Source organism: Agromyces archimandritae (assembly GCF_018024495.1).
In the GTDB taxonomy this organism is placed as follows: Bacteria; Actinomycetota; Actinomycetes; order Actinomycetales; family Microbacteriaceae; genus Agromyces; species Agromyces archimandritae.
In genome coordinates, this window is the sequence record NZ_CP071696.1 from 2,488,092 (window position 1) to 2,511,785 (window position 23,694).

At 72.3% G+C, this 23,694-nt stretch carries 20 protein-coding genes; 16 read left to right on the top strand and 4 right to left on the bottom strand.

Going from position 1 to position 23,694, the window contains the following annotated elements; genetic code table 11:
- Nucleotides 1-121: 121 nt before the first annotated feature.
- Nucleotides 122-928: an SURF1 family protein gene (locus G127AT_RS11345; RefSeq protein ID WP_210896955.1), complete on the top strand. Its 807-nt coding sequence runs from the start codon at nt 122-124 to the stop codon at nt 926-928.
- Nucleotides 929-971: 43 nt separating this feature from the next.
- On the opposite strand, the gene G127AT_RS11350 is transcribed toward G127AT_RS11345, so the two are convergent.
- Nucleotides 972-1,370 (bottom strand): VOC family protein, encoded by a 399-nt coding sequence (locus G127AT_RS11350; RefSeq protein ID WP_210896957.1) that lies wholly within the window; start codon nt 1,368-1,370, stop codon nt 972-974.
- A gap of 79 nt (nt 1,371-1,449) precedes the next feature.
- Between G127AT_RS11350 and G127AT_RS11355 the strand changes: the two genes are divergently transcribed.
- The 5 genes from G127AT_RS11355 to G127AT_RS11375 all read left to right on the top strand — a co-directional run bounded on the left by G127AT_RS11355 (nt 1,450) and on the right by G127AT_RS11375 (nt 6,425).
- Entirely contained in the window at nt 1,450-2,070 is a 621-nt protein-coding gene (locus tag G127AT_RS11355) for a TetR/AcrR family transcriptional regulator (protein ID WP_210896959.1), read from the top strand.
- Between the two features lie 9 nt (nt 2,071-2,079).
- Nucleotides 2,080-2,553, top strand: a complete 474-nt coding sequence (locus G127AT_RS11360; RefSeq protein ID WP_210896961.1) for a DUF3817 domain-containing protein — start codon at nt 2,080-2,082, stop codon at nt 2,551-2,553.
- Nucleotides 2,550-4,253: a glutamine-hydrolyzing GMP synthase gene (guaA, locus tag G127AT_RS11365; protein ID WP_210896963.1), complete on the top strand. Its 1,704-nt coding sequence runs from the start codon at nt 2,550-2,552 to the stop codon at nt 4,251-4,253. The genes G127AT_RS11360 and guaA overlap by 4 nt, the downstream gene beginning before the upstream one ends.
- 454 nt (nt 4,254-4,707) lie before the next feature.
- Nucleotides 4,708-5,142: a YciI family protein gene (locus G127AT_RS11370; protein ID WP_210896965.1), complete on the top strand. Its 435-nt coding sequence runs from the start codon at nt 4,708-4,710 to the stop codon at nt 5,140-5,142.
- Nucleotides 5,143-5,144: 2 nt separating this feature from the next.
- Nucleotides 5,145-6,425, top strand: coding sequence for an RNA polymerase sigma factor (locus G127AT_RS11375; RefSeq protein WP_244857549.1), 1,281 nt, complete (start codon nt 5,145-5,147; stop codon nt 6,423-6,425).
- Nucleotides 6,426-6,497: 72 nt separating this feature from the next.
- Here the strand turns inward: G127AT_RS11375 and G127AT_RS11380 are convergent, their stop codons facing one another.
- Complete coding sequence (locus G127AT_RS11380; RefSeq protein ID WP_210896967.1) at nt 6,498-7,292, bottom strand: Bax inhibitor-1/YccA family protein; 795 nt, start codon at nt 7,290-7,292, stop codon at nt 6,498-6,500.
- A 157-nt stretch (nt 7,293-7,449) separates the two neighbouring features.
- On the opposite strand from G127AT_RS11380, the gene G127AT_RS11385 reads away from it, so the two are divergent.
- The 3 genes from G127AT_RS11385 to G127AT_RS11395 are packed head-to-tail and all read left to right on the top strand — an operon-like array spanning nt 7,450 to nt 12,255.
- Nucleotides 7,450-8,703: a glycerophosphodiester phosphodiesterase family protein gene (locus tag G127AT_RS11385; protein WP_210896968.1), complete on the top strand. Its 1,254-nt coding sequence runs from the start codon at nt 7,450-7,452 to the stop codon at nt 8,701-8,703.
- Between the two features lie 13 nt (nt 8,704-8,716).
- Entirely contained in the window at nt 8,717-11,212 is a 2,496-nt protein-coding gene (locus tag G127AT_RS11390) for an ATP-dependent helicase (RefSeq protein WP_210896970.1), read from the top strand.
- On the top strand, nt 11,209-12,255 hold the full coding sequence (locus G127AT_RS11395; protein WP_210896972.1) for an FUSC family protein: 1,047 nt from the start codon (nt 11,209-11,211) through the stop codon (nt 12,253-12,255). Before G127AT_RS11390 ends, G127AT_RS11395 begins: the two co-directional genes overlap by 4 nt.
- A 263-nt stretch (nt 12,256-12,518) precedes the next feature.
- On the opposite strand, the gene G127AT_RS11400 is transcribed toward G127AT_RS11395, so the two are convergent.
- Nucleotides 12,519-13,349, bottom strand: coding sequence for a DUF72 domain-containing protein (locus tag G127AT_RS11400; protein WP_210896974.1), 831 nt, complete (start codon nt 13,347-13,349; stop codon nt 12,519-12,521).
- A gap of 241 nt (nt 13,350-13,590) precedes the next feature.
- Between G127AT_RS11400 and sucC the strand changes: the two genes are divergently transcribed.
- The 7 genes from sucC to ddaH all read left to right on the top strand — a co-directional run bounded on the left by sucC (nt 13,591) and on the right by ddaH (nt 22,723).
- On the top strand, nt 13,591-14,757 hold the full coding sequence (gene sucC, locus G127AT_RS11405) for an ADP-forming succinate--CoA ligase subunit beta (protein ID WP_210896976.1): 1,167 nt from the start codon (nt 13,591-13,593) through the stop codon (nt 14,755-14,757).
- Nucleotides 14,758-14,785: 28 nt separating this feature from the next.
- Complete coding sequence (sucD, locus tag G127AT_RS11410; RefSeq protein WP_210896978.1) at nt 14,786-15,688, top strand: succinate--CoA ligase subunit alpha; 903 nt, start codon at nt 14,786-14,788, stop codon at nt 15,686-15,688.
- A 138-nt stretch (nt 15,689-15,826) separates the two neighbouring features.
- Nucleotides 15,827-17,230 (top strand): cell division protein PerM, encoded by a 1,404-nt coding sequence (locus tag G127AT_RS11415; RefSeq protein WP_210896980.1) that lies wholly within the window; start codon nt 15,827-15,829, stop codon nt 17,228-17,230.
- Nucleotides 17,231-17,344: 114 nt separating this feature from the next.
- A complete protein-coding gene (gene purN, locus G127AT_RS11420) occupies nt 17,345-17,935 on the top strand; it encodes a phosphoribosylglycinamide formyltransferase (RefSeq protein ID WP_210896982.1) in 591 nt (196 codons plus the stop codon).
- Nucleotides 17,932-19,533, top strand: coding sequence for a bifunctional phosphoribosylaminoimidazolecarboxamide formyltransferase/IMP cyclohydrolase (gene purH / locus G127AT_RS11425; protein WP_210896984.1), 1,602 nt, complete (start codon nt 17,932-17,934; stop codon nt 19,531-19,533). The genes purN and purH overlap by 4 nt, the downstream gene beginning before the upstream one ends.
- A 114-nt stretch (nt 19,534-19,647) precedes the next feature.
- Nucleotides 19,648-20,715, top strand: a complete 1,068-nt coding sequence (locus tag G127AT_RS11430; RefSeq protein ID WP_210902090.1) for a Glu/Leu/Phe/Val dehydrogenase family protein — start codon at nt 19,648-19,650, stop codon at nt 20,713-20,715.
- A 766-nt stretch (nt 20,716-21,481) separates the two neighbouring features.
- A complete protein-coding gene (ddaH, locus tag G127AT_RS11435; protein WP_280527561.1) occupies nt 21,482-22,723 on the top strand; it encodes a dimethylargininase in 1,242 nt (413 codons plus the stop codon).
- 70 nt (nt 22,724-22,793) lie between these two features.
- On the opposite strand, the gene G127AT_RS11440 is transcribed toward ddaH, so the two are convergent.
- Nucleotides 22,794-23,471, bottom strand: a complete 678-nt coding sequence (locus G127AT_RS11440) for an ABC transporter ATP-binding protein (protein ID WP_210896986.1) — start codon at nt 23,469-23,471, stop codon at nt 22,794-22,796.
- Between the last annotated feature and the right edge of the window lie 223 nt (nt 23,472-23,694).

A 23,694-nucleotide genomic window follows, 5' to 3' on the forward strand; every position in this document is an offset into this window, starting at 1 on the left:
CTTCGTCCGCGAGTGGATGCCGGAGCGCACCGCCGCGGCTTCGCGCCCTGCCCCGGCTCGGCCGGTTCCCAGCGCCACGGCCGGTAGAATCGGGTGACTCGGAAGGCCCCCTGTGATCCGCATGATGCTCCGCCCGCGATGGGTGCTCGCGCTCGTCTTCGCGCTCGCCGTCGCCGCCGCGTTCGCGCTGCTCGGCCAGTGGCAGCTCGACCGGGCCATCGAGCAGGGTCGCACCGTCGAGCGCACGACCGAGGCGGTGCAGCCGCTGGCCGACACGGCGGAGCCCGATGGTCCGACCACGCAGATCGCGACGGGTCAGATGGTCGAGGTGACCGGCCGGTTCGTGCCGGGCGACACGGTGCTCGTCGAGGGGCGGCTGAACGGCGGCGTCGCCGGCGTGTGGCCGGTCGCGCACCTCGAGGTCGAGGGCGCCTCCGCCGAGGCGGGTGGGCTGCCGGTCGCGCTCGGCTGGGCTCCGGATGCGGAGTCCGCACGCGCCGCAGCCGACGAGTTCGACGCATCCGCGGGAGACCCGGTGACGTTCACGGGCCGCTTCCTGCCGAGCGAGGCCCCGGAGGAGCCCGGCGAGGGCGAGGATCCGCATCGCATGCAGACCGTCGCGGTCGCCCAGCTCATCAACCTGTGGGCGGACTACGACGACCGCCCGGTGTACTTCGCTTATGTGACGATGGCCGATCCGCCCGCCGGGCTCGACGCGATCGATTCCCCGGAGCCCGAGGAACCGTTCGAACTGAACTGGCTGAACATCTTCTACGCGGTCGAGTGGGTCGTCTTCGCCGGTTTCGCGGTGTACCTCTGGTACCGGCTCGTGAAGGACGCGGTCGAGCGCGAGGAGCAGGAGGCGGCCGAGGCCGCTGAGGCCGCCGAGCGTGACGCGGTGGATGCCGCGGTGCCGCCGACCGACTGATCACCCACCGACCGAGCGCCCGGCCGAGTCTCCGCCCCGCGGCTCAGCCGGTGAACGCGTCGGCGAACGCGGCATCGGGTTCGATCTCGGTGATGACGTCGACGAGCACGCCGCCGGGGTCGGCGACGATCACGTGACGCTGCCCGAAGGCCTCGCTTCGGAGCGCTTGTACGACGGGCACGTCGGCCTCGGCGAGGCGGCGGGCCACGGCATCCACATCGGGCACCTCGATGTTGACGAGCATGCCGCCGGCGGTCCGCCCGCGATGCGCGGCGGGGAGGGTCTCGTGCCCGGCGTCGAGCAGGGCGATCTCGGCGCCCGACGGATGCCTCAGGCTCACATACCAGTCGGCGGCGAACACCGGTTCGAACCCGAAGTGCTCCCGGTAGAAGGCGGCACTGGCGGCGGGGTCGCTCGTGGCGAGCACGGGGTAGAGGTTCATGTCGGCTCCGTCCGATGGAAGATACATACAGTGTGTATGTGTTCTGCCAGCGTACGTTGACATACAGTACGTATGTCAAGTGCGAGGCGAACGAGCGGAGACGACCGTGGTGGGCAAGGCCGAACAGCGCGAGCGCACCCGCGCCGCCCTCGTCGACATCGCCGCCCGGCGCTTCGCCCGCGACGGCTACGCCGGCGTCGCCCTCGACGACGTCGTCGGCGAGGCAGGCCTCACCCGCGGCGCCGTCTACCACCACTTCGGCAGCAAGCAGGGCCTGTTCCGCGCGGTCGTCGAGCACGCCCAGCACCATGTCGCCGGCGCCGTCGAACGCGCCGCCGACGGCGACGGCCCGGCCCTGGCCCGCTTCCTCGACGGCTGCCGCGCCTTCCTCGAAGCGAGCCTCGACCACGAGGTGCGCCGCATCCTGCTCGTCGACGGCCCCGCGGTGCTCGGCTGGGCCGACTGGCGCGAGGGCGACCTCGACACGAGCGTGCCGCTGCTGGACGAAGGGGTCGCCGAACTCGCCGCGGCCGGCGTCATCGAGGGCGATCTCGCCGTGGTCGCCACGATGGTCTCGGGCGCGCTGAACGAACTCGCCCTCGCCGCCGCGGAACGCCGCGATGCGGCCGCGCGCATCGACGCGGGCATCGCCACGCTCGAACGGATGCTCTCGGGACTCTCTCCGAAAGCCACCGCGTAGAATCGAGGCATGCCCCTCGAGCCGAAACCCGCCGATCTGCCGCGGATCCGCGGCGCCGTGAAGTTCTACCAGGTCGCGTCGGTCATCACGGGTGTCATGCTCCTGCTGCTGTGCGCCGAGATGATCCTGAAATACGCGTTCCACCTGGAGCTCTTCGCGTTCGGCGACGCCGGCTTCCTCGCCTTCGCCCAGGTCCTCGAAACGGCCCAGGGCCTCGAATCGACCGGCACCGGCGTGAACCTCTCCACCGGCATCCTCATCGCCCACGGCTGGTTCTACGTCGTCTACCTCTTCGCCGACTTCCGGCTCTGGAGCCTCATGCGCTGGCCGTTCACGCGGTTCATCGTCATCGCGCTCGGCGGCGTCGTGCCGTTCCTCTCCTTCTTCCTCGAGGGGCGCATCGCCCGCGAGGTCCGCGCCTACCTCGACGAGCGCGAGGCGGCATCCACCCCCGGCCAGGCGGCGCAGGACGCCGCCGCATGACCGACGAGACGGGAGACACCGTGACGGAGCCCACCGGGCACCACGACGACACCGCGCCCGAGGCGCCCGTGACCACCGACGCCGACGAGCAGCCGGCCGTGCTGCAGCAGCCGGGCGAGCCCGCCGCGAACGGCACCGCCCAGCGCCCCGTGCTCGTCGTCGACTTCGGCGCCCAGTACGCGCAGCTCATCGCGCGCCGGGTGCGCGAGGCGTCGGTGTACTCCGAGATCGTGCCGCACACGATCACCGCCGAAGAGGTCGCCGCGAAGAACCCCGTCGGCATCGTCCTCTCGGGCGGGCCGAGCTCGGTCTACGAGGCCGGCGCGCCCTCGCTCGACGAGGGCATCCTCGAACTCGGCGTGCCGACGCTCGGCATCTGCTACGGCTTCCAGGTCATGGCCCGCCAGCTCGGCGGCGAGGTCGCGCACACCGGCCTGCGCGAGTACGGGGCGACGGATGCCCGGCTGACGGATGCCGGCGGTTCGCTGCTCGGCGGCCAGCCCGACGCGCAGACCGTGTGGATGAGCCACGGCGACTCGGTCGCACGCGCCCCCGAGGGTTTCGACGTGCTCGCCTCGACCGAGTCGACGCCGGTGGCGGCGTTCGCGAACGACGAGAAGAAGTTCTACGGCGTGCAGTGGCACCCCGAGGTCAAGCACTCCCAGCACGGGCAGGCCGTCATCGAGAACTTCTTGCACCGCGCCGCCGGCATCCCCGCCGACTGGAACTCCGGCAACGTCATCGCCGAGCAGGTCGAGCGCATCCGCGAGCAGATCGGATCCGCCCGCGTCATCTCGGCCCTCTCCGGCGGTGTGGACTCGGCCGTCTCGACGGCCCTCGTCCAGCGTGCGGTCGGCGACCAGCTCACCGCCGTCTTCGTCGACCACGGCCTGCTCCGCGCCGGCGAGCGCCAGCAGGTCGAGGAGGACTACGTCGCCGCGACGGGCGTCCGGCTCATCACAGTCGACGCCGCCGACACCTTCCTCGCCGCGCTCGACGGCGTCAGCGACCCCGAGCAGAAGCGCAAGATCATCGGCCGCGAGTTCATCCGCGCCTTCGAGCGGGCGCAGGCCGATCTCATCGCGGAGGCGCGCGAGGCGGGGGAGCCGATCCGCTTCCTCGTGCAGGGCACCCTCTACCCGGACGTCGTCGAATCCGGCGGCGGCACCGGCACCGCGAACATCAAGTCGCACCACAATGTGGGCGGCCTGCCCGAAGACCTCCAGTTCGAACTCGTCGAACCGCTGCGGACCCTCTTCAAGGACGAGGTGCGCGCCATCGGCCGCGAGCTCGGCCTGCCCGAGGCGATCGTGTCGCGCCAGCCGTTCCCCGGGCCGGGCCTCGGCATCCGCATCGTCGGCGAGGTCACGCGCGAGCGCCTCGAGATCCTGCGGGCGGCGGATGCGATCGCGCGCGCCGAGCTGACGGCCGCGGGCCTCGACGGTGAGATCTGGCAGTGCCCGGTCGTCCTCCTCGCCGATGTGCGCTCCGTGGGCGTGCAGGGCGACGGCCGCACCTACGGGCACCCCATCGTGCTGCGCCCGGTCTCCTCCGAGGATGCGATGACGGCCGACTGGACCCGCCTGCCCTACGACGTCCTCGCGAAGATCTCCAACCGCATCACGAACGAGGTCAGCGAGGTCAACCGCGTCGTCCTCGACGTCACCTCGAAGCCCCCGGGCACGATCGAGTGGGAATGAGCGAGCGGCCGCCTTCGGGCGGCCGTTCCGCGTTCACGGGGCCCCGGGCATCCGCACCCGGTTCACTCCGACCGCGCTCGGGCATCCGCACCCGACCGGTCCGCCTCGTGTCCACACCTGGGTAGCGCAAGGCCCCGGGCATCCGCACCCTGCAGGTTCGACGGTCCGCTCGGTCTCTGCGCAATGCAGGAACGCGCTCGGCGTGTCGCAGCGCCCACGCGGCAGAACGGGTCGCGACACGGTTGCACTCCTGCATTGCGCAGAGGAATGCGCGGAGGAATGCGCAGAGGATTGCGCGGAGTGATGCGCAGAGGAGGGCGAGGGCGCAGAGGAGCGCGAGGGCGCAGGAGGGTGGATGGCAGAGGTTTTTCGCGGCGCATGTCGATTCCGGCTCTTCCCGTTCGACGCATGGAGTGAGAGGGTCGAGAGACGACCCGTGGACAGGGAGACGATCATGTCGAAGTACATGCTCATCATGCGCGCCGACGACACCGGCGCTGCCAACTACGAGCAGATTCCGTTCGAGCAGGTCATCGAGGCGATGGGCCGCTACAACGAGGCGATGATGAACGCGGGCGTGCTGCTCGCCGGCGAGGGGCTGAGCGACGCGAGCGAGGGCTTCGTCGTCGACTTCTCGGGGGAGGAGCCGCTCGTCACCGACGGCCCCTTCGGCGAGACGCGCGAGCTCTTCAACGGGTTCTGGATCATCGAGGCCTCGACGCGCGAGGAAGCGGCCGAGTGGGCCAAGCGGGCGCCGCTCGGGCCGGGCGCGTTCCTCGAGGTGCGGCGGGTGAACGGCCCCGAGGACTTCCCGCAGGACAACGAGTGGATCAAGAAGGAAGAGGGCTGGCGCGAGGAGCAGGCCGCGCGCGCCGCCGGAGACGACTGAGCGTGCCCGACGCGGCGGCGGTGCGGCGCTCGGTTGCGGCGGTGTGGCGCATCGAGTCCGCTCGCATCGTCGCCGGGCTCACCCGGATGACCGGGGACTTCGCGTTCGCCGAGGATCTCGCGCAGGATGCGCTCGCCGCCGCCCTCGAGCAATGGCCGGCCGAGGGCGTGCCGCGGCATCCGGGCGCCTGGCTCACCGCCGTCGCCAAGCGTCGCGCGATCGACCAGTGGCGCCGCCGCGAACGCCAAGACGCCCGTGTCGCCGTCATCGCCCATGACCTCGAGGAGGAGCAGCGGCTCGCCGTCGACGCCGATCCGTCCGACCCGGACGAGATCCACGACGACATGCTGCGGCTCGTCTTCATCGCCTGCCACCCGGTGCTCGCCCGCGAGGCGCGCGTCGCGCTCACCCTCCGGGTCGTCGGCGGCCTGACGAGCGAGGAGATCGCGCGCATGTTCCTCCAGCCGGTCGCGACCGTGCAGCAGCGGATCGTGCGGGCGAAGAAGCAACTGGCGGGCGTGCCGTTCGAGGTGCCGCCGCGGGAGGAGTTCGACGAGCGGCTCGGCGGGGTGCTCGGCGTGCTGTACCTCGTGTTCACGGAGGGGCACACGGCGACGGCCGGCGACGACTGGATGCGGCCCGAGCTGAGTTTCGAGGCGGTCCGGCTCGCGCGCGTGCTCGTCGGCCTCGCACCCCGCGAACCCGAGGTGCACGCCCTGCTCGCGCTCATGGAGCTCACCGCGGCCCGGTTCCCCGCGCGGCTCGGCGCCGACGGGGAGCCGGTCCTCCTCGCCGAGCAGGATCGGCGGCGGTGGGATCGCGCCGCGATCCGGCGCGGCCGGGCCTCGCTCGCGCGGGCGCAGGAGATCGCCGGGGATCGCGGGCTCGGCCCCTACGCGCTGCAGGCGGCGATCGCCGAACAGCACGACCTGGCCACCTCGGTGGAGGCGACGGACTGGGCGCGGATCGTCGCCGCCTACGACGGGCTCGCGGCGCTCGCGCCCTCGCCCGTGATCGAGCTGAACCGGGCCGTGGCGGTGTCGATGGCCGAGGGGCCGGCGGCCGGGCTCGCGATCGTCGACGGCCTCGCCGGCGAGAAACGGCTCGCGGTCACGCATCTGCTGCCGAGCGTGCGCGGCGAGCTCCTCGCCCGGCTCGGGCGCGACGAGGAGGCCCACGCCGAGTTCGAGCGGGCCGCGGGCCTGGCCCGGAACGCGCGCGAACGCGCCGTGCTGCTCGCGAAGGCCGCCGCGACCGGCGGGCGGAGGCCCGCCGACGCCTGAGCGCGCCGCGGCATCCACACCCGGGAACGCGAACGGCCGCCCCGAGAGGCGGCCGTTCCGTGCTGGGCGAGGTCAGTCGTTGGACTGCAGGATCGCGAACATGCGCAGCAGTTCGACGTAGAGCCACACGACGGTGACCATGATGCCGAAGGCGCCCGTCCACTGGTACTTCGCCGGCGCCTTGTTGTCGACGCCCTGCTTGATGAAGTCGAAGTCGAGCACGAGCGAGTACGCCGCCATGATGACGACGAGCACACCGAGCAGCAGCGCGATCGGGATGCCGAAGAAGTCGCCGCCGCGCAGGCCCCACGGGTCGGTCGAGACGCCGGTCCACATCAGGACGATGTTCACGAGCGAGAACACGGCGTAGCCGACCATCGCGATGAGGAAGATCTTCGTCGCCTTCTTCGAGGCGCGGATCTTGCCGGAGGCGAAGAGCGCGAGCGTCACGCCGAAGACGACGAGCGTCGCGATGACCGCCTGCGAGACGGCGCCGTCGGCCACGGCACCGAACAGGGCCGAGATGCCTCCGACGAAGAGGCCCTGCGTGCCCGCGTACGCGAGGATGAGGGCCGGCGACGGCTCCTTCTTGAAGCTGTTGACGAGGGCGAGCACGAAGCCGGCGATGCCGCCGAGCACCCACAGGTACATGTCGGCGGTGAACCAGCCGATCGCGGCGGCGACGAGCATGACGCCGAAGGAGATGACCGACTTCTGGATCGTGCCCTCGACGGTCATGACCTCGCGCACGGGCTCGGGCGCCGACGGGCGGTCGTACATCTCCTGCAGGTCGGTGGCGGAGACGGTGGCGACGCGCTGCTTGGAGAACGCGTCGTTGCGTGAGAATGCAGGATTGTCGATGGCCATGGTTCCTCGTGCTTTCGGCTGAGTCGTCGGGTGCTGGGGAACAAATCGGGAGATCCGCTCGCTGTGGCCTCCCAAACTACCGGAAAACGCCGAGAACACGCCGAGAACGCGGGAGCGGGCGAACCCCTGACGGACGCCGGACGCGTAGCCTCGGAGGATGGGCGGGGACATGCGCGCACCGGGCGCCGGAGCCGCGAACGGGCTGCGGCCGCTCGTGATCGGCCACCGCGGGGCGCCCGGCTACCGGCCCGAGCACACGCGGAGCTCCTACGAACTCGCCCTCGCCCTCGGCGCGGACGCCGTCGAGCCCGACCTCGTCGCCAGCCGTGACGGGGTGCTCGTGCTCCGCCACGAGAACGAGATCTCCGGCACCACCGACGTCGCCGCCCGCCCCGAGTTCGCGAGCCGCCGCACGAGCCGTGAGATCGACGGGCGGCGCATCACCGGATGGTTCACCGAGGACTTCACCTGGGCCGAGCTCGCCACGCTCCGGGCCCGCGAGCGGCTGCCGGCGATCCGCCGGGCGAGCGCGAGCTTCGACGGGCGGTACCCGATCCTCCGGCTCCGGGATCTGCTCGGGCTGCTGGATCGCGCCGCCGATGGGCGCCAGGCGTGCCCGGCGGGCGGCGGCATCCGCACCCCGGGCATCCGTGCCCCGGACGTCCGCACCCCGGGCGTCCGCACCCCGGCGATGGTCGCCGAGTTCAAGCACGCGAGCCACTTCGCCGAGCAGGGGCTGCCGCTCGACGAACTCTTCCGCACCGAGCTCGACGCGGCCGGCTGGGGCACGGGCGACGGCCGCATCGTCATGGAGGCCTTCGAGCCCGGCATCCTCGACCGGCTGGGGGAGGCCGGCATCGCCGGGCCGCGCGTGCTGCTCGTCGAGCGCGCGGGCGCGCCGGCCGACCTGGTGCGGAGCGCCGGTTCCCGGGCCCCGGCCTACGACTCCTTCATGACGGCGGCGGGCCTGGCCGGCCTCGCGGGCCGCTTCGACGGGGTGAGCGTCTCGCTCTCGCGGCTGCTCGCGGGGCCCGCGGACGGGCGGGCGGATGCCGGTGCGCGAGTGGATGCCGGTGCCGCGGCGGATGCCGCAGGGCGCCCCCGGGCATCCGCACCCGATGCCCGCACACCCCTCACCGGGGCGGCGCTCATCCGGCAGGCGCACGAGGCCGGCCTCCTCGTCTACACCTGGACGCTCAGGCCCGAGAACGCCTTCCTCGCCAAGCGGTACCGCCGCGGCCCGCGCGAGGCGTGGGGGCGCTGGCCGGACGAGTTCGCCCGCATCATCCGCACGGGCGTCGACGGCGTCTTCGCCGATCACCCGGATCTCGCGGTCGACGCGATCGAGGAGGTGCGGCGGGCGGACGCCGGGGCGGAGCCTGCGGAGTCGGATGTCGGAGGCGCTCCGTAGACTTGAGGGCGATATGACGATCATCCTCGACCCCGACGAACCGGCCGGCTGGCGCGAGGCCGCGCCCGAGACGTCGGACCGGCTCACCGACGGCCTGAACCCGCAGCAGCGCGAAGCGGTCGAATACCGGGGCCCCGCCCTCCTCATCGTCGCCGGGGCCGGCTCGGGCAAGACGCGCGTGCTCACCCACCGCATCGCGAGCCTCATCGAGCACCGCGAGGCCTGGCCGAGCCAGATCCTCGCGATCACGTTCACGAACAAGGCCGCCGCCGAGATGCGCGAACGCGTCGAGGCCCTGCTCGGGCAGGGCGCCGAGGGCATGTGGATCTCGACGTTCCACTCGGCGTGCGTGCGCATCCTGCGGCGCGAGGCCGAGACCATCGGGCTCTCGGGCAGTTTCACGATCTACGACTCCGCCGACCAGCGGGTCATCCTGAAACGCATCATCAAGGAGCTCGACGCCGACACCATGGGCTTCACGCCCGCCGGGGCCGCCGCGAAGATCTCGAAGCTCAAGAACGAGCTCGCCGACGCCGACTCCTACGCGCGCAGCGCGAACCTGAACGACCCGCAAGAGGTCGCCTTCCTCGAGATCTTCCGGCAGTACACGAGGCGGTTGCGGGAGGCCAGCGCGCTCGACTTCGACGACCTCATCGCCGAAACCGTCTACCTCTTCCGCGCCTTCCCGAAGGTCGCCGCGCTCTACCAGCGCCGCTTCCGGCACATCCTCGTCGACGAGTACCAGGACACGAACCACGCCCAGTACTCCCTCATCCGCGAGCTCACGAAGCCCGTCTCGGCCGAGCTCGCCGACGAGATGGAGGCGCACGGACTCCACGTCGGTTCGCTGCGAGACGACGACGGCGCGATCCCCGGTGCGTCCCTGACCGTCGTCGGCGACTCCGACCAGTCGATCTACGCCTTCCGCGGCGCCGACATCCGCAACATCGTCGAGTTCGAACGCGACTTCCCCGGCGCGAAGGTCGTGCTGCTCGAGCAGAACTACCGCTCCACCCAGAACATCCTCTCGGCCGCCAACGCGGTCATCTCGCACAACTTCGACCGCAAGGAGAAGCGGCTCTGGACGGCCGACGGCGACGGCGAGAAAATCGTCGGCTACACCGGGTACACCGCCCATGACGAGGCGCAGTTCGTCGCCGACGAGATCGACGCCCTGCACCGCGACGGCATGGCCTACCGCGACATGGCCGTCTTCTACCGCACGAACGCGCAGACCCGTGCGCTCGAGGAGATCTTCGTGCGCTCCGCGGTGCCGTACCGCGTCGTCGGCGGCACCAAATTCTACGAACGCGCCGAGATCAAAGACGCGATGGCCTACCTCATCGCCGTCGCGAACCCCGCCGACGAACTCGCGCTCCGCCGCATCCTGAACACGCCCAAACGCGGCATCGGGCCGGCGACCGAGACGGCGCTGGCGAGCTTCGCCGAGCAGAACGGCATCACCTTCCGGGCCGCGATGCGCGCGGCATCCGGCCTCGGCCTCGGGCCGAAGGTGACGACGGCGATCACGGCCCTGGCGACCGTGCTCGACGAAGCGGCGGCGATGCTCGTGCCGCCGACCGTCGAAGAGGCGGCCGCGGCGGATGCCGCCACGGAGGCCGGGCGGCCGACGACCGCACGCGGGGCGAAGGTCTCCGAGGTGCTCGCCTTCCTCCTCGAAGGCAGCGGGCTCGTCGCCGCCCTCAGGAACAGCCGCGACCCGCAGGACGAGGCGCGCGCCGAGAACGTCGAGGAACTCCTCGCCCAGACCAAGGACTTCGACCGCGAGAACCCCGACGCCGGCCTCGTCGACTTCCTCACGCAGGTCTCCCTCGTCGCCGCGGCCGACGAGCTCGACGACGCCAGCGGCACAGTCTCGCTCATGACCCTGCACACCGCCAAAGGCCTCGAATACCAGGCCGTCTTCCTCACCGGCCTCGAGGAGGGGCTGCTGCCGCACCAGATGTCGGCGAGCGAACCCGGCGGCCCCGCCGAAGAGCGGCGCCTCTTCTACGTCGGCATCACCCGCGCCCGCAAGCGCCTGTACCTCACCCTCGCGATGAGCCGGGCCCAATTCGGCGAGGTCGCCGTGGCCATGCCGAGCCGCTACCTGCAGGAGATCCCCGACGAACTCGTCGACTGGAAGCAGTCACCGGGCATGGCGACCTCCCGCGGCGGCACCCAGCCGCGGGCGCTGAACGCCCGCCGCGGCGGGCGCTGGGGCTCCAGCGGATCCGGACAGCGCGCGGAGCGGGAAGGCCTCGACCGGTTCAGCGTCACGAAGTCGGCCAAGCCGAAGGCCGAATGGGCGAACAAGGTCACCGGCACCGTCCGCGACAACGGCGACCTCAGCCTCGAACCCGGCGACCGCATCCGCCACACCGACTTCGGCGAGGGACGGGTCACCCAGGTCACCGGCGAAGGCACGAAACGGGTCGCGCACGTCGCGTTCGACTCGGCCGGGGCGAAGAAGCTCCTCATCAAGATCGCCCCCATCGAGAAGCTGTGAGCGCCGCCGGCTCGAGGCTCGGGGCGCTCGGGCAGCTCGAGATCGAGGTCGCGTTCCGGGCGGCGCTCGCCGCAGCGGTGCCCCTGTCGATCCTCATCGCCATCGGCCGCCCCGAGCTCGCCCCCTATGCGGCCTTCGGCGGGATGGCGGCGATCTACGGCCGCGGCGAGCGGTATCGGGTGCGCGCTCGCACGGTCTCGACGGCCGCCGTCATGCTCGTCGCCGCGATCGCGGCCGGAACGGCGATCGCCGCGACCGGCGCATCGCTCGCCGTCGAAGCCCTCGCGCTGCTGCTGCTGCTCGTCGGCGGCATCCTCGTGGTGAACGTCGCCAGGCTCGGCCCGCCGACGACGATCTTCCCGACCTTCGCGCTGCTCGTGTGCGCCTCGGCGCCGACCCCGCCCGAGGAGGTCGGCCTCCGCATCCTCGTCGGGGCGGTGAGCGCCGCCTTCGCGCTCGCCCTCAGCCTCTCGGGGTGGATGCTGCGGCGCTTCGGCGGCGCGCGTGTCGCCCGTCTGCTGAAGACGCTGCCGAAGGAGCCGGCGGTGCGCGTTGAGGCCGTGCGCGACCCGGCCGTCTGGCTGAACATCGTCGAGGTCGTCGTCGGAGCCGCTGCGGCCGGCGCGATCGCACTGGCCTTCGGCATCGGCCACCCGTACTGGGCGGTCGTCACCCTGGTCGCCGTCGTGCCGCCGGCCGGGGCCGCGCATTCGACCTCGCGCTCGGTGCACCGCGTGCTCGGAACCCTCGGCGGCGTCGTCATCACCGGGCTCGTGCTCTGGGCCGATCCGCCGATCCAGGTGCTCGTCGTCGTCATCGCCATCGGCCAGTTCGGCGCCGAGGTGCTCGTCGGCCGCCACTACGGGGCGGCGCTCTTGTGCATCACCCCGCTCGCACTCGTCGTCGCCCATATCGCCCACCCGCAGCCGCTCGGCCTCCTGCTGGCCGACCGGGTGCTCGAGACCGTCATCGGCTCGGCCGTCGGCCTCGTCGTCGTCCTCGCCGCGCGCGCCCTCGCCGCGCGCCGTTCGTCGGTCGAGTAGCGCGAAGCGCGTATCGAGACCCTCGGAACCCGGGTCTCGATACGCTCGCTTGCGCTCGCTACTCGACCGGCGAAGGAGGGTCTCGATACGCTCGCTTGCGCTCGCTACTCGACCGGCGAAGGAGGGTCTCGATACGCTCGCTTGCGCTCGCTACTCGACCGGCGAAGGAGGGTCTCGATACGCTCGCTTGCGCTCGCTACTCGACCGGCGCGTTCGTCGGTCGAGTAGCGCGAAGCGCGTATCGAGACCCCCAGGCGCCGCGCTCAGGAGGCGAGGCGCTCGATGAGCGCCATCGCGTCGAACGGCGCCCGCACCTTCGCATCGTTGTCGAAGTACACGTAGGCGTCGCGACCGGCCTCCAGGTGGTCGCGGGCCCAGGCCTCCCAGCGATCGAGGCCCGCCTCGTCGTACCCGGAGGCGTACAGCTTCTGGTCGCCGTGCAGCCGCGCGTAGACGAAATCGGCGGTGACGGCGTCGATCTTCGGCCACTTCCCGGCGGTGTCGGCGGCGACCGCGGCGACGTCGTGGCGGGCGAGCAGCTCCGTCCACTCCTCGGTCTCGAAGGAGGGATGCCGCACCTCGACCGCGTGGCGCAGCGGCCCGTCGGCGTCGATGTCGAAGGCGGTGCGCCCCTGCATCCACTCGTCGTGCCCCGCCGCCGCCGTCGACGCGGCGTCGCGGGTGTGCGGAAGCGCCGCGAGGAAGCGTTCGAGCACGACCGGTTCGAAATCGAAGCTCGGCGGCAGCTGCCAGAGCACCGCGCCGAGCTCGTCGCCGAGGGTGAGCACGCCGCTCGCGAAGAAGTTCGCGACGGGACCCTCCGGCTCTTCGAGACGGCGCACATGCGTGAGGTAGCGCGGCCCCTTCACCGAGAAGACGAAGTCGCCCGGCACCGTGTCGCGCCACTTGACCCAGCTCTCGGGGCGCTGCGTGCGGTAGAAGGAACCGTTGATCTCGATCGAGGTGAGCCGCTCGGAGATGTAGGCGAGTTCGTCGGCCTGCTTCAGCCCCTTCGGGTAGAAGTCGCCGCGCCAGCCCGGGTACACCCACCCCGACACCCCGACGCGGGCCACCCCGCTGCGTTCGGCGGCCATACCGGCAGTCTCGCATGCGTCGGCCGCCGAGGCGAGGGTCGAGGGCCGGTCGCGAGTGGATGCCGCGGCCCGCCCGCCCCGTGCCCCACGGCATCCACCCCGCCGATTCGGGGCCGCAGAGTCGGGGAGTAGCATGGAAGACGGCCCAAATTCTCTCGACGTCGAGACATTCGGCGTGTCCCGGGCCGTCACCCACCCAGCCCCTGTGCAACCGTGTGCGCGGATCGATTGGAAGTAGAGCGTGGATCTTTACGAGTACCAGGCCAGAGACCTGTTCGAAGAGTACGGCGTGCCGGTGCTCCCGGGCATCGTCGCCGACACCCCCGAGGAGGTCCGCGCGGCCGCCGAGAAGCTCGGCGGCGTGGTCGTCGTCAAGGCCCAGGTGAAGACCGGGGGCCGCGGCAAGGCCGGCGGCGTGAAGGTCGCGAAGAACGCCGACGAGGCGGAGGAAGCCGCCAAGGCCATCCTCGGGCTCGACATCAAGGGCCACGTCGTCAAGCGCGTCATGGTCGCCGGCGGCGCCCGCATCGCCCAGGAGTTCTACTTCTCGGTGCTGCTGGACCGCGCCAACCGCTCCTACCTCTCGCTCACCAGCGTCGAGGGCGGTATGGAGATCGAGCAGCTCGCCGTCGAGAAGCCCGAGGCGCTCGCCCGCATCGAGGTGAACGCGAACGAGGGCATCACCCTCGAGAAGGCCCGCGAGATCGCCGCGGCCGCGAACTTCCCCGCCGAACTCGTCGACAAGGTCGCCGAGGTCTTCGTGAAGCTCTACGCCGTCTACACCGGCGAAGACGCCACGCTCGTCGAGGTCAACCCGCTCGTCCTCACCGAAGAGGGCGACGTCATCGCCCTCGACGGCAAGGTCTCGCTCGACGAGAACGCCGGCTTCCGCCACCCGAAGCACGAGCTGCTCGAAGACAAGGACGCCGCAGACCCGCTCGAGGCGAAGGCCAAGGCCCTCGACCTCAACTACGTCAAGCTCGACGGCGAGGTCGGCATCATCGGCAACGGCGCTGGGCTCGTCATGTCCACGCTCGACGTCGTCGCCTACGCAGGCGAGAACCACGGCGGCGTCAAGCCCGCCAACTTCCTCGACATCGGCGGCGGCGCCTCGGCCGAGGTCATGGCCAACGGCCTCGGCATCATCCTCGGCGACCCGCAGGTCAAGTCGGTCTTCGTGAACGTCTTCGGCGGCATCACCGCGTGCGACCAGGTCGCCAAGGGCATCGTGGGCGCGCTCGCCGAGCTCGGCGATACCGCGAACAAGCCGATCGTCGTGCGCCTCGACGGCAACAACGTCGAAGAGGGCCGCCGTATCCTCGACGAGGCGAACCACCCGCTCGTCACCCAGATGCCGACCATGGACGACGGCGCCGACAAGGCCGCCGAGCTCGCGAACGCCGCGTAAGCGACCAGACCCGGAATAGGAAACAGCAATGTCGATCTTCCTCAACAAGGATTCGAAGGTCATCGTCCAGGGCATCACCGGCGGCGAGGGCACCAAGCACACGGCGCGGATGCTCGCGGCCGGCACCCAGGTCGTCGGCGGCGTCAACGCGCGCAAGGCCGGCACGACGGTGCTGCACACCGACCAGGCCGGCAACGCGATCGAGCTGCCCGTCTTCGGCTCGGTCGCCGAGGCGATGGCCGCGACCGGCGCCGACGTGTCGATCGCGTTCGTGCCGCCGGCCTTCACGAAGGACGCCATGATCGAAGCCGTCGACGCGGGCATCGGCCTGCTCGTCGTCATCACCGAGGGCGTTCCCGTGCAGGACTCGGCCGAGGCGTGGGCGTACAACGTGTCGAAGGGCGAGAAGACCCGCATCATCGGCCCGAACTGCCCCGGCATCATCACCCCCGGCGAGTCGCTCGTCGGCATCACCCCGGCGAACATCACGGGCAAGGGCTCCATCGGCCTCGTCTCGAAGTCGGGCACGCTGACCTACCAGATGATGTACGAGCTGCGCGACCTCGGCTTCTCGACCGCGATCGGCATCGGCGGCGACCCGGTCATCGGCACCACGCACATCGACGCCCTCGCGGCGTTCGAGGCCGACCCCGAGACCAAGGCGATCGTCATGATCGGCGAGATCGGCGGCGACGCGGAGGAGCGTGCGGCCGACTTCATCAAGGCCAACGTCACCAAGCCGGTCGTCGGCTACGTCGCCGGCTTCACCGCCCCCGAGGGCAAGACCATGGGTCACGCCGGCGCGATCGTGTCGGGTTCGGCCGGCACGGCGCAGGCGAAGAAGGAGGCCCTCGAGGCCGCCGGCGTCAAGGTCGGCAAGACCCCGAGCGAGACCGCCCGCCTCATGCGCGAGATCATCGCCGGGCTCTGAGCCCCATATGACGGCGCCGCATCCTCCGGGTGCGGCGCCGTTCGCGTGCCCGGGTGTGGATGCCGGGACGGCCCCCGATACGCAGGCGCGGCGGGGCGGGGGCGCCGGCGGGCGGCGCCCCGGTACGCTCGACGAGGAATGAACCGCACCCCGACCGTCCTGCTCTCCGCCCTCGAGGCGATCGTCGCCGCTGCCGCCGGCATCGGGCTCGCATTCGTGCCCCTCACCCTGCTCTGGGCATTCGACTTCCATACGGCCGCGCCCTTCGGCGCGTTCTGGGAGGCGAGCGGGAACGTGTGGCTGCTCGGGCACGGCGTGGACGTCGGCATCCGCTTCGCCGCGGACTTCGCGGCCTCCTTCGGCGTGCCGGGCGCGGCCGAGCCGTTCACGATCACCATCGCCCTGCTCGGTTTCGCCCTGATCACGTTGCTGGCGGGTCGCCGCATCGGCGCCCGGGCGGCCGCGGCCGGGCATCCGCTCGCCGGCCTCGCCGCCGCGGTCGTCGTCTTCGCCGCCGCGGGTTCCGTCGTGACGGCCACGAGCGGCTCGGCGATCGCCCGGCCGGTCGTGTGGCAGGGCGTGCTGCTGCCGGCCCTGGTCATCGCGGCGGGCGTCGCGATCGGGGCATGCGCCGAGTGGCTGCGCGAGCACGAGTGGACCGGGCGCGGCGAACGCGAGGCCGGCCGCGCGCCCGATGCTCCCCGGGGGTGGATCTCCGGTCCGCTCGCCGGGCTGCCGTCGACGGCCGTCACCGGCATCCGCACCGCGTTCACGGGCGGGGTCGCAGCCGCCTTCGGGATCGTCGGCGTCGCCGCCGCGGCCGTGGCCGTCGTCATCATCGCCGACTACGCGACGATCGCCGGCCTCTACCAGGCGTTGCAGCCCGGTGTGATGGGCGGCATCGCGCTGACCCTGGCCGAGCTCGCGGTGCTGCCGAACATCATCGTCTGGGCAGTGTCATGGCTCCTCGGGCCGGGCTTCTCGATCGGGGTGGGCACGACCGTTTCGCCCGGCGGAACGGTGCTCGGCCCGATCCCGGGGCTGCCGATCCTCGGCGGGGTGCCGCGCGGCGAGCTCGCCTTCGGATTCCTGGGACTGCTGGTGCCGATCGTGCTCGGTTTCCTCGCGGGGTACTTCGTGTTCCGTCGCGCGGTGCGCGACGACGAGCCGTGGTGGATGCCGGTGGCCGCCGGCCTCGGCATGGGACTCGTCGGCGGCCTGCTGCTCGGGGTCCTGGCGGCGGCGTCCGGCGGGGCCGCCGGCCCGGGGCGGCTGGCCGCGGTCGGGCCGGATGCGCTCGCGGTCGGCGCGGTCGCCGCGCTCGCGATCGGCGTGCCGGCGATCCTCGGCTGCGGGGCGGCGCACCGGGCGTTCGCGACGGATCCGGTGCCGTTCCGGGAACGCTGGCGGCGCGGCGGCGCGGCGGATGCGTCGGGTGCGCGCGGTGCTTCGAGTGCGGCGGATGCGCCCCGTGCGGCGGGCGGCGAGCCCGGCCAGGCCGCCGGGCGCGACGCGCAGACCGAGCCGATCACCCTGCGCTGAGCGCCGTCGCGGGGCGGTGCCCGCCGGGCGCGGAGCGCCGCGGCATCCACTCGGGGCCGCGACGGGCGCCGAAGGACGCAGGGGCCGACGCGCTGCACCCTCTAAGCTCGAGATGTGCTCGATCTCGTCGTCCTCATCTCCGGCGCCGGCTCGAACCTGCGAGCCCTGCTCGATGCCACCCTCGACCCGGACTTCCCGGCGCGCGTCGTCGCGATCGGCGCCGACCGCGACGCCGAGGGGCTCGCGCTCGGCGAAGAGTACGGGGTGCCGAGCTTCACCGTGCCGTTCACCGCCTACCCCGATCGCGAGACGTGGGGCGAGGCGCTCATCGAGCAGATCCGCGGATGGGGCCCCGACCTCGTCGTGCTGAGCGGGCTCATGCGGCTCGTGCCGCCCGCGGTCGTCGCCGAGTTCTCGCCGATGCTGCTGAACACGCACCCCGCCTACCTGCCCGAGTTCCCCGGAGCCCACGCCGTGCGCGATGCGCTCGCCGCCGGCGTCGACCGTACCGGGGCCAGCCTCATCGTCGTCGACGACTCGGTCGACGGCGGCCCCATCCTCGCCCAGGAGCGCGTACCGGTGCTGCCCGGCGACACCGAGACGAGCCTGCACGACCGCATCAAACCCGTCGAACGGCGCCTCCTCATCGACGCCGTTCGCGACATCGCCACCCGCCGACTGAACCTCGAGGACTCCCACGCATGAGCGGCCCCAGCCACGACCCGTCCCTCTACCGGCCCCGCGACGAGGTGACCGTGCGCCGTGCGCTCATCTCGGTGAGCGACAAGTCGGGCGTCGTCGAGCTCGCCGAAGCCCTGGCCGCAGCCGGGGTCGAAATCGTCTCGACCGGGTCGACGGCGCAGAAGATCCGGGATGCCGGATTCGCCGTCACCGACGCCGCCGACGTCACCGGGTTCCCCGAGTTCCTCGACGGACGGGTGAAGACCCTGCACCCGGCCATCCACGGCGGGCTGCTCGCCGACCTCCGCCTCGCCCACCACGAATCCGAACTCGCCGAACGCGGCATCGCCCCCTTCGAACTCGTCGTCGTGAACCTCTACCCGTTCGCCCGCACCGTCGCCTCCGGGGCCTCGCAGGACGACGCCGTCGAGCAGATCGACATCGGGGGGCCGGCGATGGTGCGCGCCTCGGCGAAGAACTTCCAGAACGTCGCGATCGTGGTCGACCCGGCGCGATACCCCGAGATCATCGACCTCGTGGCATCCACCGGGGGCACGACCCTCGCCGTCCGCGCCGCGCTCGCCCGCGACGCGTTCCGCCACACCGCCGAATACGACACGGCCGTCGCCACCTGGATCGGCTCCGAGGTCGCACCCGACGGCGACCCGTTCCCCGCGTGGATGGGCGCGAGCTGGCACCGCGAGGCGAGCCTGCGCTACGGCGAGAACAGCCATCAGGCGGCCGCGCTCTACACGACCGCGGGCGGCGCGCCCGGCATCGCCGGCGCCCGGCAGCTCGGCGGCAAGGAGATGTCGTTCAACAACTACGTCGATGCCGACGCAGCCGTGCGCAGCGCCTTCGACTTCGACGAACCGGCCGTGGCGATCATCAAGCACGCGAACCCCTGCGGCATCGCCGTCGGCCGCGCCGACGCCGCCGACCCCATCGCCGACGCCCACCTGCGCGCCCACGAAACCGATCCGGTCTCCGCCTACGGCGGCGTCGTCGCCGCGAACCGGCCCGTCACGCTCGCCCTCGCCGAGCAGCTCGCCCCCATCTTCACCGAGGTCCTCGTCGCCCCCGGCTTCGAACCGGCCGCCCTCGAGGTGCTCGCCAAGAAGAAGAACCTGCGGCTGCTCGAACTGCCGAACGGGTTCCGCCGCACCGCCGTCGAGCTGAAGCAGGTCTCCGGCGGCACCCTCGCCCAGCAGGCCGACCAGCACTTCGCCCCCTTCGCCGAGTGGACCCTCGTCGCCGGCGAACCGGCCGATGAAGCCACCGCACGCGACCTCGAGTTCGCGTGGCGGGCGATCCGCGCCGTGAAGTCCAACGCGATCCTGCTCGCCGCAGGCGGCGCGGCCGTCGGCGTCGGCATGGGGCAGGTCAACCGGGTCGACTCGTGCCGGCTCGCCGTCTCCCGCGCCGGCGACCGGGCGGCCGGATCCGTCGCCGCCTCCGACGCGTTCTTCCCCTTCGCCGACGGTGCCGAGATCCTCTTCGAGGCCGGAATCCGCGCGGTCGTGCAGCCGGGCGGATCCATCCGCGACGCCGAGGTCGTCGAGGCCGCGAAGGCGGCGGGCGTCACGATGTACACGACGGGCGAGCGGCACTTCTTCCACTGATCGGTCGGGGCATGCCCGCAGGGCGGGCGATCGTCATAGCCTGAGGGTGGGCGCACATCCGCGCCCGCAGGCAGCCGCTCACGAGGCGGCGATCCCAGGAGACGATCGATGACGATGACCCCCGCCCGCACCGCCCCGCACCCGGCGAACGCACCCGCCGGCGACGCACCCGACCACGAACGCGTCCTCATCACCACCGGGCCGAGGACGGGGCTGACGATCATCGTCGCCGTCCACTCGACCCGCCTCGGGCAGGCGCTCGGCGGCGCCCGGCTCTGGCACTACCCGCACTGGACCGACGCCCTGGGCGACGCACTCGGCCTCTCGCGCGCGATGACCCTGAAGAACGCGGCCGCCGGCCTCGACCACGGCGGCGGCAAAGCCGTCATCCGCATCCCCGAGGGCACCGTGCTCGACGAGGCGACGAAGGCCGACGCCATGCGCGACCTCGGCGACGCCGTCGAGAGCCTCGGCGGCGTATACATGACCGCCGAAGACGTCGGCACGAGCGCCGAGCTCATGTCGATCGTCGCCGGCCGCACCCGCTATGTCTGCGGGTTGCCGCCCGAGGAGGGCGGCACCGGCGAACCCGCCGACGCGACCGCTGACGGGGTGTTCGCCGCCGTCCGCGCCACCGTGCGCGAAGCGTTCGGCGACGACGCCCTCGCCGGCCGGCACCTCGTCGTCTCGGGGCTCGGGCAGGTCGGCGGCCGGCTCGCGCGTGCGCTCGCCGGCGAGGGCGCTCGCCTCACCGTCGCCGACGTCGTCGACAAACGCGCCCTCGCCGCCGAGCTCGGCGCCGACTGGACCGACCCCGACCACGCGATCGACGTGGATGCGGATGTGTTCGTGCCCTGCGGGCTGAGCGGCGTGCTCACCGCCGACGTCGTCGACCGGCTGAAGGTGCGCGCCGTCGTCGGCGCCGCCAACACGCAGCTCGCCGAACCGGGCATCGCAGAACGGCTCGCCGACCGCGGCATCCTGTGGGCGCCCGACTTCCTCGTGAACGCCGGCGGCGTCATCCATCTCGCGCACAGCCAGCACGACCCCGAGGGCGCGCGCCGAGAGGTGCAGGCGATCGGCGACCGACTCGCCGAGGTCTACCGCGCCGCACGCGAGCAGGGCGTCACCACCCTCGCCGCCGCCGAGGGCATCGCCGCCCGCCGCCTCGCCGCCCGCTGAGCCTCGGCCGCACCCCGCTGAGCAGCGCACCCGGGCGTCGCCGCGGCCGCGCCGCGCCGCGCCCGCACCCCGCTGCATCCATGCAGCGCAGCTCACGCTCCGCAGCCGTGTCCCATGCTCCTGCGCAATGCAGGAGCGCGCGCGTGTCGCGGGGGGTTCCGCCGCATGGGCGGTGCGACACGCCGTGCGCGTTCCTGCATTGCGCAGAGGGGTGTGCAGATCGGGGGCGGGTGGACCGGACGGGTGCATCGGCGGATCGGGATGGCGGGCCGGGTGGATCGGCGTAGGGCTCGGGTGGATCCGGCATCCGTGCAGGGGTTCGCGGCCGTGAGTCCTGCGCAATGCAGGAGTGCGCGCGTGTCGCGGGGGGTTCTGCCGCGTGGGCGGTGCGACACGCCGTGCACGTTCCTGCATTGCGCAGAGGGGTGTGCAGATCGGGGGCGGGTGGACCGGACGGGTGCATCGGCGGATCGAGATGGCGGGCCGGGTGGATCGGCGTAGGGCTCGGGTGGATCCGGCATCCGTGCAGGGGTTCGCGGCCGTGAGTCCTGCGCAATGCAGGAGCGCGCGCGTGTCGCGGGGGGTTCTGCCGCATGGGCGGTGCGACACGCCGTGCACGTTCCTGCATTGCGCAGAGGGTTGCGCGGATCGGGGCGGGACGGCGGGGCGCGGCGGGTGGATCGGGGCGGTGGGGTGCGCGGGGCGCGCCCGAGCGGGCGCGGTGCCCGCGGGGCGCGGCCCCGCCGCCCGCCGGTAGGCTCGTTCCATGACGATGCCCGCCCGGCCGCGTACCGCCCGTTTCACCCCGGTTCCGACGACCGGCCGCCGCATCTTCGCCATCGGGACCGCCGCCGTCGCGGTCGCGGCGCTCGCGTTCGCCGTCGCCCTGCTCGCGTTCTTCGTCGGGAACGGGCAGAACCCCGAGGTGATCGCGCAGCTCGCCGGGCACTTCGGGGTGGCCGCCGTGCTGCTGGCGGCCCTGCTGGCCGTCGCGAACGCGGCGGGGGCGACGAGGCGGTGGTTCCTCGGCGGCATCACGGCGCTCACCTCGGCGGTGCTCGCCGCGCTGCTGTCGACGATCCTCACGGTCTCGGCCGGCGGCCCGCTGAACGGCAACGCATTCGTCTTCGTGGTCGGCTCGCTCGTGAGCGTGAACCTCGTGTTCATCATCACGGCGACCCTCGGGCAGATGCTGCTGGCTCCGCGGGTGCTGGACGGCGTGCTGCGGTATGCGCCGCCCGCGCCGGCACGGCGGCTCGCGCTCGTGCGCATCCCGGCATCCAATCTCGCCGAGGGCGAGCTGACGCATCTCGAGCGGGCTCCGGTCGACGAGGCGCTCGCCGACCGGCAGTGGGACAACTATTGCGCGGCGCTCATCGCCGAGGGGTGGGACACGCTCGAGGTCGATGCGGCACCGGATCTGGCCGATTCGGTGTTCGTCGAGGATGCCGTGGTGCTCTTCGGCGATCTGGCGGTGCTCACCCGGCCCGGGGCGGAGTCGCGGCGCGGAGAGATCGCCGGCGTCGAGGCGACGATCGAGGCGATCCCGGGTCTCAGCGTGCGCCGCATCGCCGAGCCCGGAACCCTCGACGGCGGCGACGTCCTCAAGGTCGACGACACCGTCTACGTCGGTGCCTCCTCGCGCACGAACGCAGAGGGCATCCGTCAGCTGCGCGCGATCCTCGCCCCGCACGGCTATCGCGTCATCGGGGTGCCGGTCCGCGGGGCGTTGCACCTGAAGTCCGCGGCGACCGCGCTGCCCGATGGCTCGGTCATCGGCGACCCCGAGCTCGTCGACCCGGCGATGTTCGGCGAGTTCCTCGCGGTGCCGGAGCGTGCCGGCGTGGCCGTCGTGCACCTCTCCGACGACACGCTGCTCATGTCGGCGTCGGCTCCGAAGACCGCCGAGCTGGTCTCGGGCCTCGGCTACCGGGTCGTCACGGTCGACATCTCGGAGTTCGAGAAGCTCGAGGGCTGCGTGACCTGCCTCTCGGTGCGCGTGCGCTGAGCTCTGCTCGGGTGTGGATGCCGGGGCGCGCCGCCGCCGGCATCCACACCGCACGGTGCGAGCTCGGTGCTCACGCGATCGCGACGGCGCGCCCGTCGCGCAGCTCGAGGACGCGGTCGGCGCGCGAGACGAGCGCCGGATCATGGGTGGAGACGACGGCGGCGACGCCCTGACTGTGCACGAGGTCGCCGATGAGGTCCATGACGGTGGCGGCGGTTCCGCTGTCGAGTTGCCCGGTGGGTTCGTCGGCGAGCAGCAGTTGCGGTGAGGCGGCGAGGGCCCGGGCGATGCCGACGCGCTGCTGCTGCCCGCCCGAGAGTTCGTAGGGGCGTTGCGCGGCGTGGTCGGCGAGGCCGACGAGCCCGAGGACTTCGGCGACGCGGGCATCGCGTTCGGCCGGGGGCGTGCGGCGGAGCCGGAGCGGCACCTCGACGTTCTCGGCGGCCGAGAGTACGGGGATGAGGCCGAAGGACTGGAACACGTAGCCGAGCCGTTCGCGGCGCAGTTCGGCGAGGGCGTCCTCGTCGAGCGAGCCGAGGTCGATGCCGGCGAGTTCGACGCGGCCGGCGGTGGGGCGGTCGAGGCCGCCGAGCAGGTTCAGCAGGGTGGTCTTGCCGGCGCCGGAGGGCCCGGTGACGGCGAGCAGTTCGCCGGGCGAGACGGCGAGGGAGACGTCGTCGACGGCGCGCACCTCGCCGGCGGCGGTCGCGAACACGCGCGAGACCCCGATCGCCTCGACCGCGCTCATCTCGTCTCCTCCTCGTCCGCGTCCTCGGGTGGATGCCCTGGAGCATCCTCTGCGGGTGGATGCCCCGGAGCATCCTCTGCGGGTGGATGCCCCGGCGCACCCGCACCCGCCCCCTGCCCCGCCCCGCCCGCGTGCCGCGTTTTCGGAGATCGCCACGGATTCGGATGGATATCACCGGATGCATCCGAATCGGCGGCGATCTCCGAATCGGTGGCGGGCGGAT

Coding starts and splice junctions, on each gene's coding strand:
- guaA (WP_210896963.1), top strand. CDS start 2,550: ATGACCGACGAGACGGGAGACACCGTGACGGAGCCCACCGGGCACCAC.
- ddaH (WP_280527561.1), top strand. CDS start 21,482: ATGACGATGCCCGCCCGGCCGCGTACCGCCCGTTTCACCCCGGTTCCG.
- G127AT_RS11390 (WP_210896970.1), top strand. CDS start 8,717: ATGACGATCATCCTCGACCCCGACGAACCGGCCGGCTGGCGCGAGGCC.
- purH (WP_210896984.1), top strand. CDS start 17,932: ATGAGCGGCCCCAGCCACGACCCGTCCCTCTACCGGCCCCGCGACGAG.
- G127AT_RS11380 (WP_210896967.1), bottom strand. CDS start 7,292: ATGGCCATCGACAATCCTGCATTCTCACGCAACGACGCGTTCTCCAAG.
- G127AT_RS11430 (WP_210902090.1), top strand. CDS start 19,648: ATGACCCCCGCCCGCACCGCCCCGCACCCGGCGAACGCACCCGCCGGC.
- G127AT_RS11415 (WP_210896980.1), top strand. CDS start 15,827: ATGAACCGCACCCCGACCGTCCTGCTCTCCGCCCTCGAGGCGATCGTC.
- G127AT_RS11370 (WP_210896965.1), top strand. CDS start 4,708: ATGTCGAAGTACATGCTCATCATGCGCGCCGACGACACCGGCGCTGCC.
- sucD (WP_210896978.1), top strand. CDS start 14,786: ATGTCGATCTTCCTCAACAAGGATTCGAAGGTCATCGTCCAGGGCATC.
- G127AT_RS11385 (WP_210896968.1), top strand. CDS start 7,450: ATGGGCGGGGACATGCGCGCACCGGGCGCCGGAGCCGCGAACGGGCTG.
- G127AT_RS11440 (WP_210896986.1), bottom strand. CDS start 23,471: ATGAGCGCGGTCGAGGCGATCGGGGTCTCGCGCGTGTTCGCGACCGCC.
- G127AT_RS11350 (WP_210896957.1), bottom strand. CDS start 1,370: ATGAACCTCTACCCCGTGCTCGCCACGAGCGACCCCGCCGCCAGTGCC.
- G127AT_RS11400 (WP_210896974.1), bottom strand. CDS start 13,349: ATGGCCGCCGAACGCAGCGGGGTGGCCCGCGTCGGGGTGTCGGGGTGG.
- G127AT_RS11360 (WP_210896961.1), top strand. CDS start 2,080: ATGCCCCTCGAGCCGAAACCCGCCGATCTGCCGCGGATCCGCGGCGCC.
- G127AT_RS11345 (WP_210896955.1), top strand. CDS start 122: ATGATGCTCCGCCCGCGATGGGTGCTCGCGCTCGTCTTCGCGCTCGCC.